The sequence below is a fragment of the Leisingera sp. genome, from assembly GCF_034669605.1.
Lineage (GTDB): Bacteria > Pseudomonadota > Alphaproteobacteria > Rhodobacterales > Rhodobacteraceae > Leisingera.
In genome coordinates this window covers 1-12,688 of record NZ_JAXMOX010000137.1, presented here as the reverse complement: position 1 = coordinate 12,688, position 12,688 = coordinate 1, and the positions used below count along the sequence as shown (strand labels likewise).

At 57.1% G+C, this 12,688-nt stretch carries 14 protein-coding genes and 1 tRNA gene; 6 read left to right on the top strand and 9 right to left on the bottom strand.

Annotated elements, in window-relative coordinates; all coding sequences use genetic code 11:
• Together VOI29_RS16295 and VOI29_RS16290 are read right to left on the bottom strand one after the other, a co-directional pair.
• On the bottom strand, positions 1–774 hold a 774-nt coding region (locus VOI29_RS16295), incomplete at its 3' end, for a glutamine synthetase beta-grasp domain-containing protein (protein WP_323780888.1).
• A 47-nt stretch (positions 775–821) separates the two neighbouring features.
• Positions 822–1,160 (bottom strand): P-II family nitrogen regulator, encoded by a 339-nt coding sequence (locus VOI29_RS16290; RefSeq protein WP_008554830.1) that lies wholly within the window; start codon positions 1,158–1,160, stop codon positions 822–824.
• A gap of 170 nt (positions 1,161–1,330) precedes the next feature.
• Between VOI29_RS16290 and VOI29_RS16285 the strand changes: the two genes are divergently transcribed.
• Entirely contained in the window at positions 1,331–2,959 is a 1,629-nt protein-coding gene (locus VOI29_RS16285; protein ID WP_323780879.1) for an NAD(P)H-hydrate dehydratase, read from the top strand.
• 9 nt (positions 2,960–2,968) lie between these two features.
• Here the strand turns inward: VOI29_RS16285 and VOI29_RS16280 are convergent, their stop codons facing one another.
• Positions 2,969–3,496, bottom strand: a complete 528-nt coding sequence (locus VOI29_RS16280; RefSeq protein ID WP_323780877.1) for a Hint domain-containing protein — start codon at positions 3,494–3,496, stop codon at positions 2,969–2,971.
• A gap of 220 nt (positions 3,497–3,716) precedes the next feature.
• Between VOI29_RS16280 and VOI29_RS16275 the strand changes: the two genes are divergently transcribed.
• Positions 3,717–3,801: transfer RNA gene (locus tag VOI29_RS16275), tRNA-Leu, on the top strand.
• A gap of 82 nt (positions 3,802–3,883) precedes the next feature.
• Here VOI29_RS16275 and VOI29_RS16270 read toward each other — a convergent pair.
• From VOI29_RS16270 to VOI29_RS16260, 3 genes are all read right to left on the bottom strand, one after another.
• The gene (locus tag VOI29_RS16270) at positions 3,884–4,099 is read right to left on the bottom strand and encodes a hypothetical protein (RefSeq protein WP_323780874.1); all 216 of its coding nucleotides are present in this window, start codon (positions 4,097–4,099) and stop codon (positions 3,884–3,886) included.
• A gap of 105 nt (positions 4,100–4,204) precedes the next feature.
• Positions 4,205–4,408 (bottom strand): hypothetical protein, encoded by a 204-nt coding sequence (locus VOI29_RS16265; protein WP_323780870.1) that lies wholly within the window; start codon positions 4,406–4,408, stop codon positions 4,205–4,207.
• A gap of 60 nt (positions 4,409–4,468) precedes the next feature.
• Positions 4,469–4,756 (bottom strand): hypothetical protein, encoded by a 288-nt coding sequence (locus VOI29_RS16260; protein ID WP_323780868.1) that lies wholly within the window; start codon positions 4,754–4,756, stop codon positions 4,469–4,471.
• A 146-nt stretch (positions 4,757–4,902) separates the two neighbouring features.
• Between VOI29_RS16260 and VOI29_RS16255 the strand changes: the two genes are divergently transcribed.
• Positions 4,903–5,658 (top strand): GIY-YIG nuclease family protein, encoded by a 756-nt coding sequence (locus VOI29_RS16255; RefSeq protein WP_323780865.1) that lies wholly within the window; start codon positions 4,903–4,905, stop codon positions 5,656–5,658.
• A gap of 294 nt (positions 5,659–5,952) precedes the next feature.
• On the opposite strand, the gene VOI29_RS16250 is transcribed toward VOI29_RS16255, so the two are convergent.
• On the bottom strand, positions 5,953–6,729 hold the full coding sequence (locus VOI29_RS16250) for a Mu transposase C-terminal domain-containing protein (protein ID WP_323780862.1): 777 nt from the start codon (positions 6,727–6,729) through the stop codon (positions 5,953–5,955).
• A 101-nt stretch (positions 6,730–6,830) separates the two neighbouring features.
• Here VOI29_RS16250 and VOI29_RS16245 point away from each other — a divergent pair, with 101 nt between their 5' ends.
• The 3 genes from VOI29_RS16245 to VOI29_RS16235 are packed head-to-tail and all read left to right on the top strand — an operon-like array spanning position 6,831 to position 11,636.
• A complete protein-coding gene (locus VOI29_RS16245; RefSeq protein WP_323780860.1) occupies positions 6,831–9,431 on the top strand; it encodes an HsdR family type I site-specific deoxyribonuclease in 2,601 nt (866 codons plus the stop codon).
• 50 nt (positions 9,432–9,481) lie between these two features.
• Positions 9,482–10,183: a SprT family zinc-dependent metalloprotease gene (locus tag VOI29_RS16240; protein WP_323780857.1), complete on the top strand. Its 702-nt coding sequence runs from the start codon at positions 9,482–9,484 to the stop codon at positions 10,181–10,183.
• 58 nt (positions 10,184–10,241) lie between these two features.
• On the top strand, positions 10,242–11,636 hold the full coding sequence (locus tag VOI29_RS16235) for an HD domain-containing protein (protein ID WP_323780855.1): 1,395 nt from the start codon (positions 10,242–10,244) through the stop codon (positions 11,634–11,636).
• Between the two features lie 159 nt (positions 11,637–11,795).
• Here the strand turns inward: VOI29_RS16235 and VOI29_RS16230 are convergent, their stop codons facing one another.
• Both VOI29_RS16230 and VOI29_RS16225 read right to left on the bottom strand, forming a co-directional pair.
• Positions 11,796–12,107: an ETC complex I subunit gene (locus tag VOI29_RS16230; protein WP_323780853.1), complete on the bottom strand. Its 312-nt coding sequence runs from the start codon at positions 12,105–12,107 to the stop codon at positions 11,796–11,798.
• A gap of 82 nt (positions 12,108–12,189) precedes the next feature.
• Positions 12,190–12,688, bottom strand: a 499-nt coding sequence (locus VOI29_RS16225) for a glutathione S-transferase family protein (RefSeq protein WP_323780851.1), incomplete at its 5' end; no start/stop codon positions are given.

The window sequence follows — 12,688 nt, the reverse complement described above, 5'->3', positions numbered from 1 at the left end:
CTTCGGCATGAAAGTCGCGGATTTGCCATAGGCGTGGGCCACGTTGTGGATCACGTATTTGTATTTCTGCAGCTCGTCGGCCTGTTTGGTCAGGCTGTCGAAGATCAGGCCCAGCTCGTGCTGGCAGGACGCCACTTCGTGGTGGTGCTTGTCGACCTTCATGCCCAGGCGCTTCATGGTCGACAGCATTTCCGAACGCAGGTCCTGCGCTTCGTCGGTCGGGTTGACCGGGAAGTAGCCGCCCTTCAGGCCCGGGCGGTGGCCCATGTTGCCCATTTCGAATTCGGCATCGGTGTTCCAGGAGCCGTCGGTTGCGTCGACCTCATAGGACACCTTGTTGATGGTGTTGGAGTAACGCACGTCGTCAAACAGAAAAAATTCCGCTTCCGGACCCATATAGGCCACATCGCCGATGCCGGAGGACTTCAGGTAAGCTTCGGCCTTCTGGGCGGTGCCGCGCGGGTCGCGCTCATAGGCTTCGCCGGTGTCGGGCTCAACGATCGAGCAATGCAGGCAGAGGGTTTTCTCGGCATAAAACGGATCGATATAGGCGGACGTGGTGTCAGCCATCAGTTTCATGTCGGAGTTTTCAATCGACTTCCAGCCGGCGATCGAGGAGCCGTCGAACATGAAGCCTTCTTCCAGGAAGTCTTCGTCAACCAGGTCCACGTCCACGGTCACATGCTGCAGGCGGCCGCGCACGTCGGTGAAACGGATGTCGACATAGGCGACGTCGTCTTCACGGAGAGTCTTGAGAACTGCGTCTACGCTCATTCCCTTGGTCCTTCTTTAGAGATGTCTTTGAGATTTTTTGGGTGATCTTACAATGCGTCCGGGCCGGTCTCGCCGGTACGGATGCGGATTGCTTGCTCGACGGGCGAGACAAAGATCTTGCCGTCGCCGATCTTGTCGGTCTTGGCGGCGTCGACGATGGCTTCGATTGCTTGGTCGACCTGATCGTCGTCCAGCACCACTTCAACCTTCACTTTGGGCAGGAAGTCGACCACATATTCCGCACCGCGGTACAGTTCGGTGTGGCCCTTCTGACGGCCAAAGCCTTTGACCTCGATCACTGAAAGGCCCTGCACGCCGACGTCCTGCAACGCTTCCTTCACCTCATCCAGTTTAAATGGCTTGATGATGGCTTCGATCTTTTTCATCGGCATGGCTCCTCGCAAGCTTGTTGGGGGTGTCATTTCACTTCTAAATGAAGGCAGCAATGCATGGCCTTGCAGCTGCGGCAATTGTGGCCAGGAATTGATCGCTACTGCCTAAAAAATAAGCATTGCGCTCAAGGATTGCGCAAAATTGAATCGGGGAAGAGCAAAAGATGACCGAACTTCTGACTGCAGCCCAGATGCGGGCCATTGAACAGGCCGCCATCGAGTCCGGCGAAGTGACCGGCCTCGAACTAATGGAGCGGGCCGGGCAGGGGGTGGTTGAGGCCATTTTCGAGGAATGGCCGGAACTGGCAAGTCAGCGGGGGCCGGCCCCCGTACCTCCGGAGTTTTTGGCGAAAGATGAAAAGCCGCGCAGGGCATTGGTTCTGTGCGGGCCGGGCAACAACGGCGGCGACGGCTTTGTTGTGGCGCGGTTGCTGAAGGAGCGGGACTGGGAGGTCGAAGTGTTCCTCTACGGCGACCCGGACAAGCTGCCGCCGGATGCTAAGGAGAATTATGAGCGGTGGCGGGAGTTGGGCCGTGTCAACGAGTGGGATGATCGAGGTATCCGTGATTTCTACGAAGGGGACGAAGAAAGCCAGTTTCTCGTGATTGACGCCTTGTTCGGAACAGGGCTGACACGGGAAATGCCAGATGACACGGATGAAGCATGGAATGGCTTTATGCCGTCTCCTTTAATCGTGGATGCTTACGAACCGAACGAAGACCGTTTCGTAGCAATTGATTTCCCCAGCGGAATTTGCAGCGATAGCGGGCGAGACTTTGGAGCGCTCCCGACCCATCTTACCGTTACTTTTCATAGTGCTAAAATCGGCCATCATATGAGCCAGAATTGTCGCAATTACGGAGGAGCGGGAGGCTGTGGAAAGCTAAAAGTTGTGCCAATCGGTTTGCCCCAAGTTTTTCCCAAAGGCTGCGTCGAGTTGCTTGACGGTCGAAAAGGCAATCTGAACAAGAAATATTCAGGCCACAAATACTCCCACGGCCACGCCCTTGTCCTCTCCGGCGGCCATGGCAAAACCGGTGCTGCCCGGCTGGCCGCCCGCGGTGCTTTGCGGATCGGGGCGGGGCTGGTCACGGTTGGCTCGCCGCGCTCGGCGATGTTTGAAAATGCTGCCAACCTCACCGCCATTATGCTGCGCCAGATCGACGGGGCGCATGGGCTGGCGGAACTGATGGAGGACGAACGGCTCAGTGCCATTTGTCTTGGCCCCGGCATGGGGCGCGGGGCGGATACCCAGGCGATGGTGTTCGCCACACTAAAGGAAAAACGGGCAACCGTGCTGGATGCAGATGCGCTCACCAGGTTTGAGATGAAGCCGGAAGTGCTGTTCGGGGCGCTGCATGAAAACTGCATAATCACCCCGCATGGCGGCGAGTTTGCCAGACTGTTTCCGGACCTGGCCGAAAAACTGAACGCGCCCGCCACCACCGGCCCGGCCTATTCCAAGGTGGACGCCACCCGCGAGGCCGCCAAGCGCGCGGGCTGCGTGGTGCTGTTCAAAGGGCCGGATACGGTGATTGCCGCGCCAGACGGGCGCTGCTCGGTCAATTCCGCGCATTACGAGCGCTCCGCCCCCTGGCTGGCGACCGCTGGATCCGGCGATGTGCTGGCGGGGTTCATCACCGGGCTGATGGCGCGCGGGCTCTCCCCGATGCAGGCGGCGGAAACGGCCGCCTATATCCATGTGGAATGCGCGCTGGAATTCGGCCCCGGCCTGATTGCCGAGGATCTGCCGGAGCAGATCCCCGCCGTGTTCCGCAGGCTGGGGCTGTAACGGCCCGGTTCAGGCCGCCGGCCGCAAATCTTCTTCTGGCGCGGCGGCTGCGGCCAGCTCCAGGCCGCCGGCATAGATCACATGCGGGCGGGAAAATTCCAGAATCGTCAGATCCATCATCTGCAATCCCAGATCGCGGATGAATTCGCCGTCCACCAGCTCATAGGCCGGCACCACAGCCTGCGGCTGGCCGAACATTGCCTTGGCGCGCCAGTCGCGCACCAGGATACGCTGGTCCCAGGGGACGGTCAGATCGCAGTCGGCGCGGATGTCGCCAAGCGAGCCGGCCGATATGCAAACAGCTTGCAGCATGGCGCGGCGGGTTCGGATCGAATCCACCTGGGCCATGCCCTGGGTGCGGGTGATGAGGCTGGTGCCAGCCTTGAGCTCCTCTGCCGGGCGCTCGCCCTCGCGGGTCAGCACAATCGTGCCGCGCAGCAGGCTGATGTTCTGGCTGCCTTGATACAGCCGCCGGGGGTGTGCCTGGCCACGCCTCGCCAGTTGCGCGCGCAAGCCCGCATTGCCGAACGGTTTCATGTTTGTTACTCGCTCTGTCTGCCTCAGACTTTTTGAGTGAATCTATGCCGGAACCGGATTTCAGGCCCAGCCTTTTCCGGCAAAAGCCTGCGCATTGTTGCAATTATGCGGACGGATTGTTGCTGTTTTGCACTGGGCATCCAGAGGAGCGTTTTCCGCTCGCATCCCCCGTTGTCCTTTGATAATCACCGCAGCACGCAAAGCGGTGCTTTGTGTACGTGCGGGTGTGGCGGAATTGGTAGACGCACCAGATTTAGGTTCTGGCGCCGCAAGGCGTGGGGGTTCAAGTCCCTTCACCCGCACCACATTGATTTCAAAGGAATAAACCGGCCCGACAATGCGGGGCTGAGAGAGTTTTCCGTTTTCTCGTTCTGTTCATGTTCATGTTCATGTTCTGGTCCTGCGGGCCTGTGCGGACTGCGATAGACGCTTCTGGTTCGCTTGATTCCGGTACTTCTTGACCATCTCAAGCGTCTTGTGCCCGTTCGATCCGTCCTCTGCGGCCTCGATGTCGCAGGACCACACGTCATGGCCACGGTCGGAAACGGCACGGCGGGTGATGCTGGAGGTTTCGCAGCCGATCAGTATGCGCATTGATTTCATGATTGAACCTCTTGGTTTTCATCACTGCCCCCAACGCTGCCGGGGGCAGGTAAAGAAATCAGTAGTCACCGACCGACGTAACGACGTCGCCTTCATCCACTTCGATCATGGTTTCAGCTCATACATGGAGAGAAGTTTTGCGGTGAGGCCATAGGGGCGCCTCATTGTGAAACCGGACTTTCCGCCCTTGCTGGTGATTACGCCTGAGTATTCGCGGATCTCACTGATGGTGCCGGTGGAAATCTCGTTATTGTCCTGACCGCAATCCTGCTTGATGCCGTGCCGCACTTCGGTAACAACGTCGCACATGCCTTTGTCCGACTCCACGTAGTGGTTTCTGTCATCCAGGTAGATCTTCCATCGAGGTCCTCAGAAGTCGCTGTCCTTTTCGGGGAAGTGCTCGACTGTGCAAGTTACAACGACGCCATCGCTCCCATCGCCCTCGTGGGGTTGGCGCATTTCTTCTACGATCTCAGAAAGCTTGATGCTCTTTGGCGCAATGCTCAAAATCTTCTCAAGGTCTTGCTGTAGTCTGCCAGCGATTATCCCAGTGGTGAGCGCCTTAACCTGCTTCTGGACCATGGCGCAGATCATAGTGTTGTAGCTGGGCAGGTTCAGGTTATGGACGGAAAGGGCTTCCGCGAGGTGCTTTTCCAACTCACGTCCGAATTTCGAATAGCTTTCCGTTGCCCCCTTGACGGCGCGGGCGGCGGTTTCCGAGATCTGTTGATCAACAATCGCCTTTACTGTTTCAGGCGTTGTAGCGGCCTGCCGAGACAGAAAAAGCCCTGCGGTCCTACGTATTGGGTTTCGTCGAAATCGAGACGAAACCTAACCGGGACATCGAAAAGCCGTCGGAATTGGGCATGCAGCGCAAGCGCGACAACGGTTGGGCAGATCGCTGGATCTATGGCATTCCCATCCGCCGTGCTTGGCGGGCAGAGGAGAAAATGATGATCGGCAGGATCGCATTTAACTCCTACGATCCGAAGGCAGGTCAGGCATTGGCCGTTCACGGCGCGGAGTTGGATGACGATGAAATCGTCGAGGCCCTGAAGTTCAAGGTCCGCGAAGTCAACGTATATGGAGAGCCACCGCTTGAAGATGCAGATGCGCCCATCATTCCGTTTGCTGAAGCTTTTCGCCCATCCCGGGCGTTTGCTGGCCGGGCGGGAACGCGAACCTCGGTTTATCAGGACGGTGAAACCTATCTTTACCTCGCCACCTACGAGGGAGGCAGCCATGCCTTTGTCGGCCGGAAGAAAGCGCTCGGGGATAAGTCAGTTGCGCTCAAGATCGGGGTATCCAACTATCCCGATCGCCGGTGCGTTGAGCTGAATCCAGGCATTCCTCCGGCAGCACCGGGTAAGTGGATAGTTAAGATGACCTCCCAGGCCTATCCCGACATAAGCGGCGCAGAAGAGGTCGAGCAGCAATTCAAGCACAGATCCTACGGAAAGCTAGAAAGCCTGGGTGGCGAGTTCTTCTGGGGGCGCATTGACGAAGCTGAACTTTTGTTCTGTTCACTCCCGGGCATGGCACGCTTCAGGGCCAAATAGCCCCTTCTTGGATAGATGCCCTGCATACTTGGTCGGCCATCATTGACTGGATCAAGATATAGAAAAGGCGCCCATTGGGCGCCATATATATTGATCAGTGATTGGCTTCGCGGGATCTTTTTTCCAATTCCGAGACAACTTTGCCTCGATTTACACAGTTTCTGTAAATCGGGGCAAAGTTGTCTCCGTGATGCTAGAAAAGCATCATGATTCCAATGGTTTAATTTCGGCCATTCCGACCTTGGAGCAAGGATCTCGCGAAAATCGGGGTAAGATCGTGCGAAGCCTAGGAAATTAAAAAGGAAAAGCCCGCCGAAGCGGGCTTGATCTCCAGATCTGCGATACGTGTTCAGGAGGCGGTTTTCGCGGCGACCAGGGAGGCGACGTCGACAACGATGGATCCGATTCCTGTCCGATCGGGGTTTCGGAATGCCTGGATCCTTCCTTCGAGAATTTCGGCGAAGAGGTAGGTGTGGTGTCCGATTGATCGCTGTAGCTGGCGGTATCGGTGTCGGGCGCGTCATCGAGATCGCCCATCAGGTCGCGGTGCTTCCCGGCCTTGCGGCGCCGCTCTGTCGTGTCCGCATGGCGCATGAAGCGCTGGGTCTCATAGTTGAGGTCGTCTGTGGTTTTCGGCAGAGTGATGAGCCCGAGCAGGCGCTTCAGGCGATAAGACTCGCGATTGGCACTGTTGATCCAGTTCCTGCGCTTGCGCTTCTCAACGTCGTCCTCATCGGCCTCTTCGGCCAGTTCGGCGATCAGATCGAAGTCAGTCTTACCGATCCACTTCTCATTGCATGCCGGCACGGTCAGCCAGGGGCCGCTGTCCGCGCGTATGGAGATGGCACCGATATCCCCGTCCCAGCGCAGGATCTCGACGTCATCTACCTTCTCCCGCAGGAACATCGTCATGAGCGCGTCAGACTGGTAGTCGATGTGGCGAACCCGAACGCCTTTCCGGGACAGCTTGCGGCGTGCTCTCACGCCGAAGACCTCGCGCATTTCGGCGCTCGTCAGCGACCTGGGGGGACATTCCTTGCGCGCCTTTTCCCACGCCTTGGCTGGGGTCATGCCAATCCCGTCATGTTTCCTGGTGTGATAGGCGTCCACAACCCAGCGCACGAGCCAGCACAGAAATGCCTCGAGCGTTAAAGAGGCGCGACCAGGCCCGCGTGGGCTGCATCGGTGCGGGGCTGGAGCATTATGGCCAGTGGAAGACAGTGGTAGGGCCGGATGGCTCGGGCTCCGAAGACGACGTGATCGCGGCACTGGGCAAGAAGGGCCTGTCTAAGCAGGAGCGCCTTGTCGCGGGGATGCTGCGCCCTGCGCATCTGCTGGATATCTTGCGGCATTACCTGCTGTTCATGAACGTGGGCGGCCAGACCATCAAGACCGTCTGCCGATACCAGCAATACCGCGCGGTGAACCGCGCGCTAGAACGGCTGCGCAGCGGCAAGACGCGGGTGCAGAATGGAGAGTATGACCGCCGTGGCGGCATTGTCTGGCACACGCAGGGTTCGGGCAAGAGCCTGACCATGGTGTTCATGATCCGCAAGATGCGGACGGATCTGGCGCTGCGGAAGTTCAAGGTGATCATGGTCACCGACCGTAAAGACCTGCAGCGGCAGTTGTCGGAGACGGCGACGCTGTCGGGCGATGTGGTCGAGATGGCGACAAGCAACGGGTCGCTGAAGAAGCTGGCTAAGCGCAAGGGGCCAGGTCTGGTCTTTGCCACCATCCAGAAGTACCGGACGGACGAGGACGTGGCCGGAGTCACCAAGGGACCAGCCTTCGAGGTGCTGAATGAGGATGAGACAATCGTCGTTGTCGTGGACGAGGCGCACCGGACCCAGGCGGGTGACTTGCATGCGAACCTGATGGCGGCCTTGCCGAACTGCGCACGGATCGGCTTTACCGGCACGCCGATTGTCATGGGCGAAAAGAAGCGGACCACCCAGATCTTTGGCGAGTTCATTGACAAGTACACGATTAAGGAAGCCGAGGCAGATGGTGCGACCGTGCCGGTTCTCTACGAGGGCCGTACAGCCGAGGGTGCGGTGAAGGACGGTGCGACTCTGGACGGACTGTTCGAGGACATGTTCCGCGGCCGCACGGATGAAGAGCTGGAAGCGATCCGAAAGAAATACGCAACCAAGGGCCACATTCTCGAGGCGCCGGCGCTGATCGCCGAGAAGGCGCGCGACATGCTGCGGCACTACGTGACCAACCTCTTGCCAAATGGATACAAGGCACAAGTGGTGGCCTCCAGCCGGACCGCCGTTGTCCGGTATCAAGCCGCGTTCCTTGTCGCCCGCGATGAGTTGATGGTAGAGGCAGCGGCTTTGTCGGACCGTGACAAGGCGATGGATGACGCAGAGCTTTGCACCAAGTCAGAGAAGCTTCAGGCGTTGGTGCAGGCCTGGCGGTATCGGGACACGTTCGAGAAGATCGAGTTCGCCGCGATCATGTCGGGGGGTAACAACGATGATGCCTCATGGAAGCAATGGACTGAAGGGGCGGCACAAGAAACACGCATAAAGCGCTTCAAGAAGCCCTTGTTTCATAAGGATGCGACCAAATCGGATCCACTGACCTTCCTGATCGTCAAGTCGATGCTGCTTACCGGCTTCGATGCTCCCATCGAAGGCGTGATGTATCTCGACCGTTCCATCCGTGAGGCCGAATTGTTGCAGGCGATCGCCCGGGTCAACAGGACAGGCTTCGGAAAGACATGCGGCATCGTGGTCGACTATTTCGGCGTGGCCCATCATCTGAAAGCTGCCTTGGCGGCCTATTCCGATGAAGATATCGATGGCGCCCTGGTCAGCCTGAATGACCAAATTCCAGTGCTTCAGGATAGGCATATTCGCGTCGTGGACATTTTCCGAAGCGCCGGCTTGGATGACATTTCGCACGACGAGGATTGCCTACAGGTGCTCTCTACGGAGAAAGCCAGAGCGGAGTTTACCGTCAAGCTCAAGGATTTCCTGAAATCACTTGAGATCATCCTTCCTCGCCCAGAAGGTTTGCCCTTCGTCCAGGACGCCAAGAGACTTGCATATTTGCAGGCACGCGCCCGCAATCGGTATCGCGACATCCCGGTCATCGGCGCGGATATCGGTGCCAAAGTGCGGAAGCTGATTGACGATCACGTCATTTCGCTCGGCATTGACCCGAAGATCCCGCCTGTTCAGCTTACAGATGCAGAATTCTACAATCAGGTTGGACAAGCCGGAGGCGGCCGAGCCAAGGCATCGGAGATGGAGCACGCGATCCGCTCTCATATACGCAAAAACCTCGAAACGGACCCGGTCCGTTTCAGGAAAATGTCGGTACGACTGAACGACATTCTGAATGGCTTTGGCCAGCAGTGGGATCAGATCATCGAACAGTTGCAAGCCATCATTGACGAGCTTCGTGGCGAAGCCAGCGATCATGATGAAGCCACGCCGGATATCCCCGAAATTTACCGTCCCTTCCTCCGTACCGTCCTGGCGGCGAGTTCTGCAGATGAAAACACCTCGGCTGACCAGCTTCGAGCTTTGCACGAGGTGACACGAAATGTTGTGGATCGCATTATTGAGGAAGTCTGTGCAAATCGCTCATTGTGGAACAGCTTCAAGATGGCAGATCAGGAAAATCTCAGATCGGAGATCTTCGAGATCATCTTCGACGCGCAAATTCACGGGTTCGCCGTCGACGAGGCGGAAGCCCTTGCAGATCAGCTGATGCAGCAGGCGAAAGCCAACGACGACAAACTGAGAGCAGCCTGATGTCCAAGCTGCCTATGACGCCAATTCGGAGCGGTGGAAAGCCAGCTCGAATGAGCGAGCATAGACTGGAGATCGATGGTCTTACCTTCAATGTCCATCGTAGTGATCGACGCAAAACCATGCAGATCACTGTGGAACGTTCCGGCGACCTGTCGATTGTTGCACCTTCGAGTGTTGCCGCTGATCAACTGGTCAGCTTCGTGGAGGAGAAGCTGGTATGGATCCATACCAAGGTTGAAGAGAAAGCAAGGCTCCAGCAACGCGCCCCAAGGAAGGAATTCGTCGAGGGTGAAGGCTTCTTGTACCTTGGCCGGAGCCACCGGCTGAGGCTTGTCGATAACCAGCTGGTAGACCTCTCCCTGAAGAACGGCCGTTTCTGCCTTCGGCGAAGCTCTATCCACCGGGGGCGGGGCATTTTTGTCTCATGGTATACGCGACGAGCCCAACAGTGGTTCGAGAAGCAGGTTGCAGAGCTTTCCAACCGCATGGGTGTGACTGTGCAGGAGGTCAAAGTTCAAGATCTTGGCTTCAGATGGGGGTCTTTCGGTACGGACGGTCGTGTTTCTTTTCACTGGAAGGCAATCCTTCTGCCTCCAAGAATTGCCCAATACGTTGTGGTGCATGAATTGGCACATGCTCATCACCCAGACCATTCAGCAAATTTCTGGATAAAAGTGGAACAACATCTGCCAGATTGGCGCTGGCGAAAGACTTGGTTGGCGGAAAACGGTATTCAGGTTGAAGGCCTGTGATGCCCCTGATTGTGAGACGCGAGAGCATTGGAAAGGTATAGATTTGGCTAAAATTAAAATGATCAAGGACCCGATACATGTTGCGGTCGAATTCGAAGGAGATTTCGAAAACTCCCTTAAGGACATGCTTTCAGATCAGTTCTTTCAAAGATTGCGCCGTGTAAAGCAGCTTGGATTTTCGGACTTTGTTTTCCCTTCGGCGACCCATTCTCGGTTTGCGCATTCTCTCGGAGTTTACGCCGTGGCAAAGCGTATACTGAAGGTCGTCGAGCCGGAAGCAAAGCGGGGTAAATGGTCCCAAAAGGGCCAAGCTTGCTTGGCCGCAGCGCTAGTGCACGATGTCGGTCACGGAATGTTCAGCCATGCATTCGAAAATGCCGCAAAATTATATCTTGCCGAAACCGACAGTGTGTCGGCTCAAGGCATTAAAGAAGCAGCTGACCATGAGAGGGTCACCAGCCGAATTCTGACCTCTTCTTCTATTCAAGCAAAACTCGTCAGCATCGGCGGGGATGAATTCCCTCAGCTCGTTGCCGACATGATCGACAAGAAGGATAAAAGCTGCATTTACACTTCCATCGTCTCAAGCCAGTTGGACGCCGACAGATTAGACTACGCGGTGCGCGATCCGTACTTTGCTGGCGTGTCATCAGGCGGGATTGATCTAAATTGGCTAATGAGAAATCTCCAGGTGGGGAGCGGGCCGAAAGGGCAATTTCTGTTCGTGGACAGCAAGGCCTACATTTCCATGGAGCAATTCACGGTAACGCTGTTTCAACTGTATCCGACAATTTACCTCCACAAGAAGACTCGCGGTCTTGAATTCCTATTTTCAAAACTGCTGTGTCAAGTCTTTGAGCTTGTCGAAGACGGCCGAGAAGCCGACGCCGGTATCAGTAGCTCTCACCCGCTTGCGCGGTTCATATCGGAGCCAAGCGATCTCGAAAACGCACTATCTCTCGACGACACTCTTTTCTGGGGCGCGCTCCATCTCTTCCGAAATGCACCAGATGAAACGGTTCGGGTAACCGCGAACGATTTCTTTGAGCGTAAAATCCCGCCAATGGTCGATGCTTGGAAACTTGCGGATGAGCAAATTGCGCGTTCGGGCGCATCCAAAAAAATGCATGCACACGATCGAGTAAAAAGAATTGAAGAAGCTTGCGTTCAAGCCTGTAAAGAGGTCCTTACTTCGGAAGATGCAGTATTGCGCGGATGCTATCACGACACCTACAACCGACCGATCTACAAGCCAAAATTTGAAAATGGCGACGCGCAGCAGATCAATGTTAAGGTTGGGGGAGAGTATCTCGATATCGCGGCAATTTCGCCTTTGGTGGCAAGTGCCGGCTCGTTCAACATCCATCGTGTCTACTACGATGAGCGAGTTAACGGTCAGGGCGATGAGCTGACGACACGCTTGCGGGTCGCGCTGGAAAAGGCGCTGAACTGAAGCTTCTTGATGAGCCACAGGAGCTACCGCTCCGACCAGAATGGCTCGCTTCGACAAATAGTATGGGCGCCCATTGGGCGGCCCATATCTTGATCACATCAAGCCTCCGCGACATCCTTGCCCCGGTTCCGAGACAACTTTGCCCCGATTTGCACAGTTTCAGTGGGTCCAGGGGCCGCGGCGGTTGGTGGCGAAATTGTCGCCGTAGCCGCCCGGGCGGATATTGAGTTTGCGCTCCTTGGGCTCGATCACCTGGGCTTTGATGTTTTTATCCTTGGCATACTCCAGCGCCGCTTCCTTGCTGTCAAAGCGCAAGCGGACCTGGGCCTGGGTGTCGCTGGAAGAGGTCCAGCCCATTAGCGGATCTACTTCCCGTGCGCTGGCCGGTGCAAATTCCAGAACCCATTTCCGGGTTTTGGCCATGCCCGAGGTCATGGCGTTGCGTGCCGGCCGGTAAATCCGCGCTTGCATAGGCTGTCTCCCGCTTGAGTCTTAAATCCTGCGCATTTATGCGCCGGATGCAGTTCAGCGGCAAGATGCCAATTGCGCAGCATTAAAGCGGCTTTCCAGCCCCGCGGCAGGCAGTGCGCGCCAGTTCTCCCAAATGGGACTGACGGACACAGAGGAATGCCCTCAACCGCGCCGGGTAGCCCTCCGGCGGTGCCGCCTGCACCGAAGGCCGTGTCATGACGGCAGCCCGCCAGGTGTCCAAACGCCCCGTCTCCGGTATCAGCGCGAAGTCCCCGATCACATTGAAAGCGTCGAAGTAGCGGAAGACGGTGCCCCAGACCCCATCTACCATATGGAAGGTATCACCGGCGAAAAGCGGCCCTTCGACTTCAGGCGCGATCCGTTCCAGCCTGCCGCGCAGAACCTCGGCAGCACGAGTGAAGGCTGCTTCGTCCGGCGCGTTATAGAGGGTGCCGATCGCCGCCAGCGTGTCCGATCCGAATGCGATCCAGGCCCGGTGCCGCGCGCGTTCCAGCGGATCAGCAGGATGCAGCGAGCCGGCTGTCACCTCATCCAGATACTCCGCGATCACCTGGCTTTCG

What these genes read in the sequence shown, in the direction of transcription:
- VOI29_RS16285 (WP_323780879.1), top strand. Translation starts at nt 1,331, where the DNA reads ATGACCGAACTTCTGACTGCAGCCCAGATGCGGGCCATTGAACAGGCC.
- VOI29_RS16290 (WP_008554830.1), bottom strand. Translation starts at nt 1,160, where the DNA reads ATGAAAAAGATCGAAGCCATCATCAAGCCATTTAAACTGGATGAGGTG.
- VOI29_RS16270 (WP_323780874.1), bottom strand. Translation starts at nt 4,099, where the DNA reads ATGAAATCAATGCGCATACTGATCGGCTGCGAAACCTCCAGCATCACC.
- VOI29_RS16235 (WP_323780855.1), top strand. Translation starts at nt 10,242, where the DNA reads ATGATCAAGGACCCGATACATGTTGCGGTCGAATTCGAAGGAGATTTC.
- VOI29_RS16230 (WP_323780853.1), bottom strand. Translation starts at nt 12,107, where the DNA reads ATGCAAGCGCGGATTTACCGGCCGGCACGCAACGCCATGACCTCGGGC.
- VOI29_RS16265 (WP_323780870.1), bottom strand. Translation starts at nt 4,408, where the DNA reads ATGTGCGACGTTGTTACCGAAGTGCGGCACGGCATCAAGCAGGATTGC.
- VOI29_RS16280 (WP_323780877.1), bottom strand. Translation starts at nt 3,496, where the DNA reads ATGAAACCGTTCGGCAATGCGGGCTTGCGCGCGCAACTGGCGAGGCGT.
- VOI29_RS16240 (WP_323780857.1), top strand. Translation starts at nt 9,482, where the DNA reads ATGAGCGAGCATAGACTGGAGATCGATGGTCTTACCTTCAATGTCCAT.
- VOI29_RS16250 (WP_323780862.1), bottom strand. Translation starts at nt 6,729, where the DNA reads ATGACCCCAGCCAAGGCGTGGGAAAAGGCGCGCAAGGAATGTCCCCCC.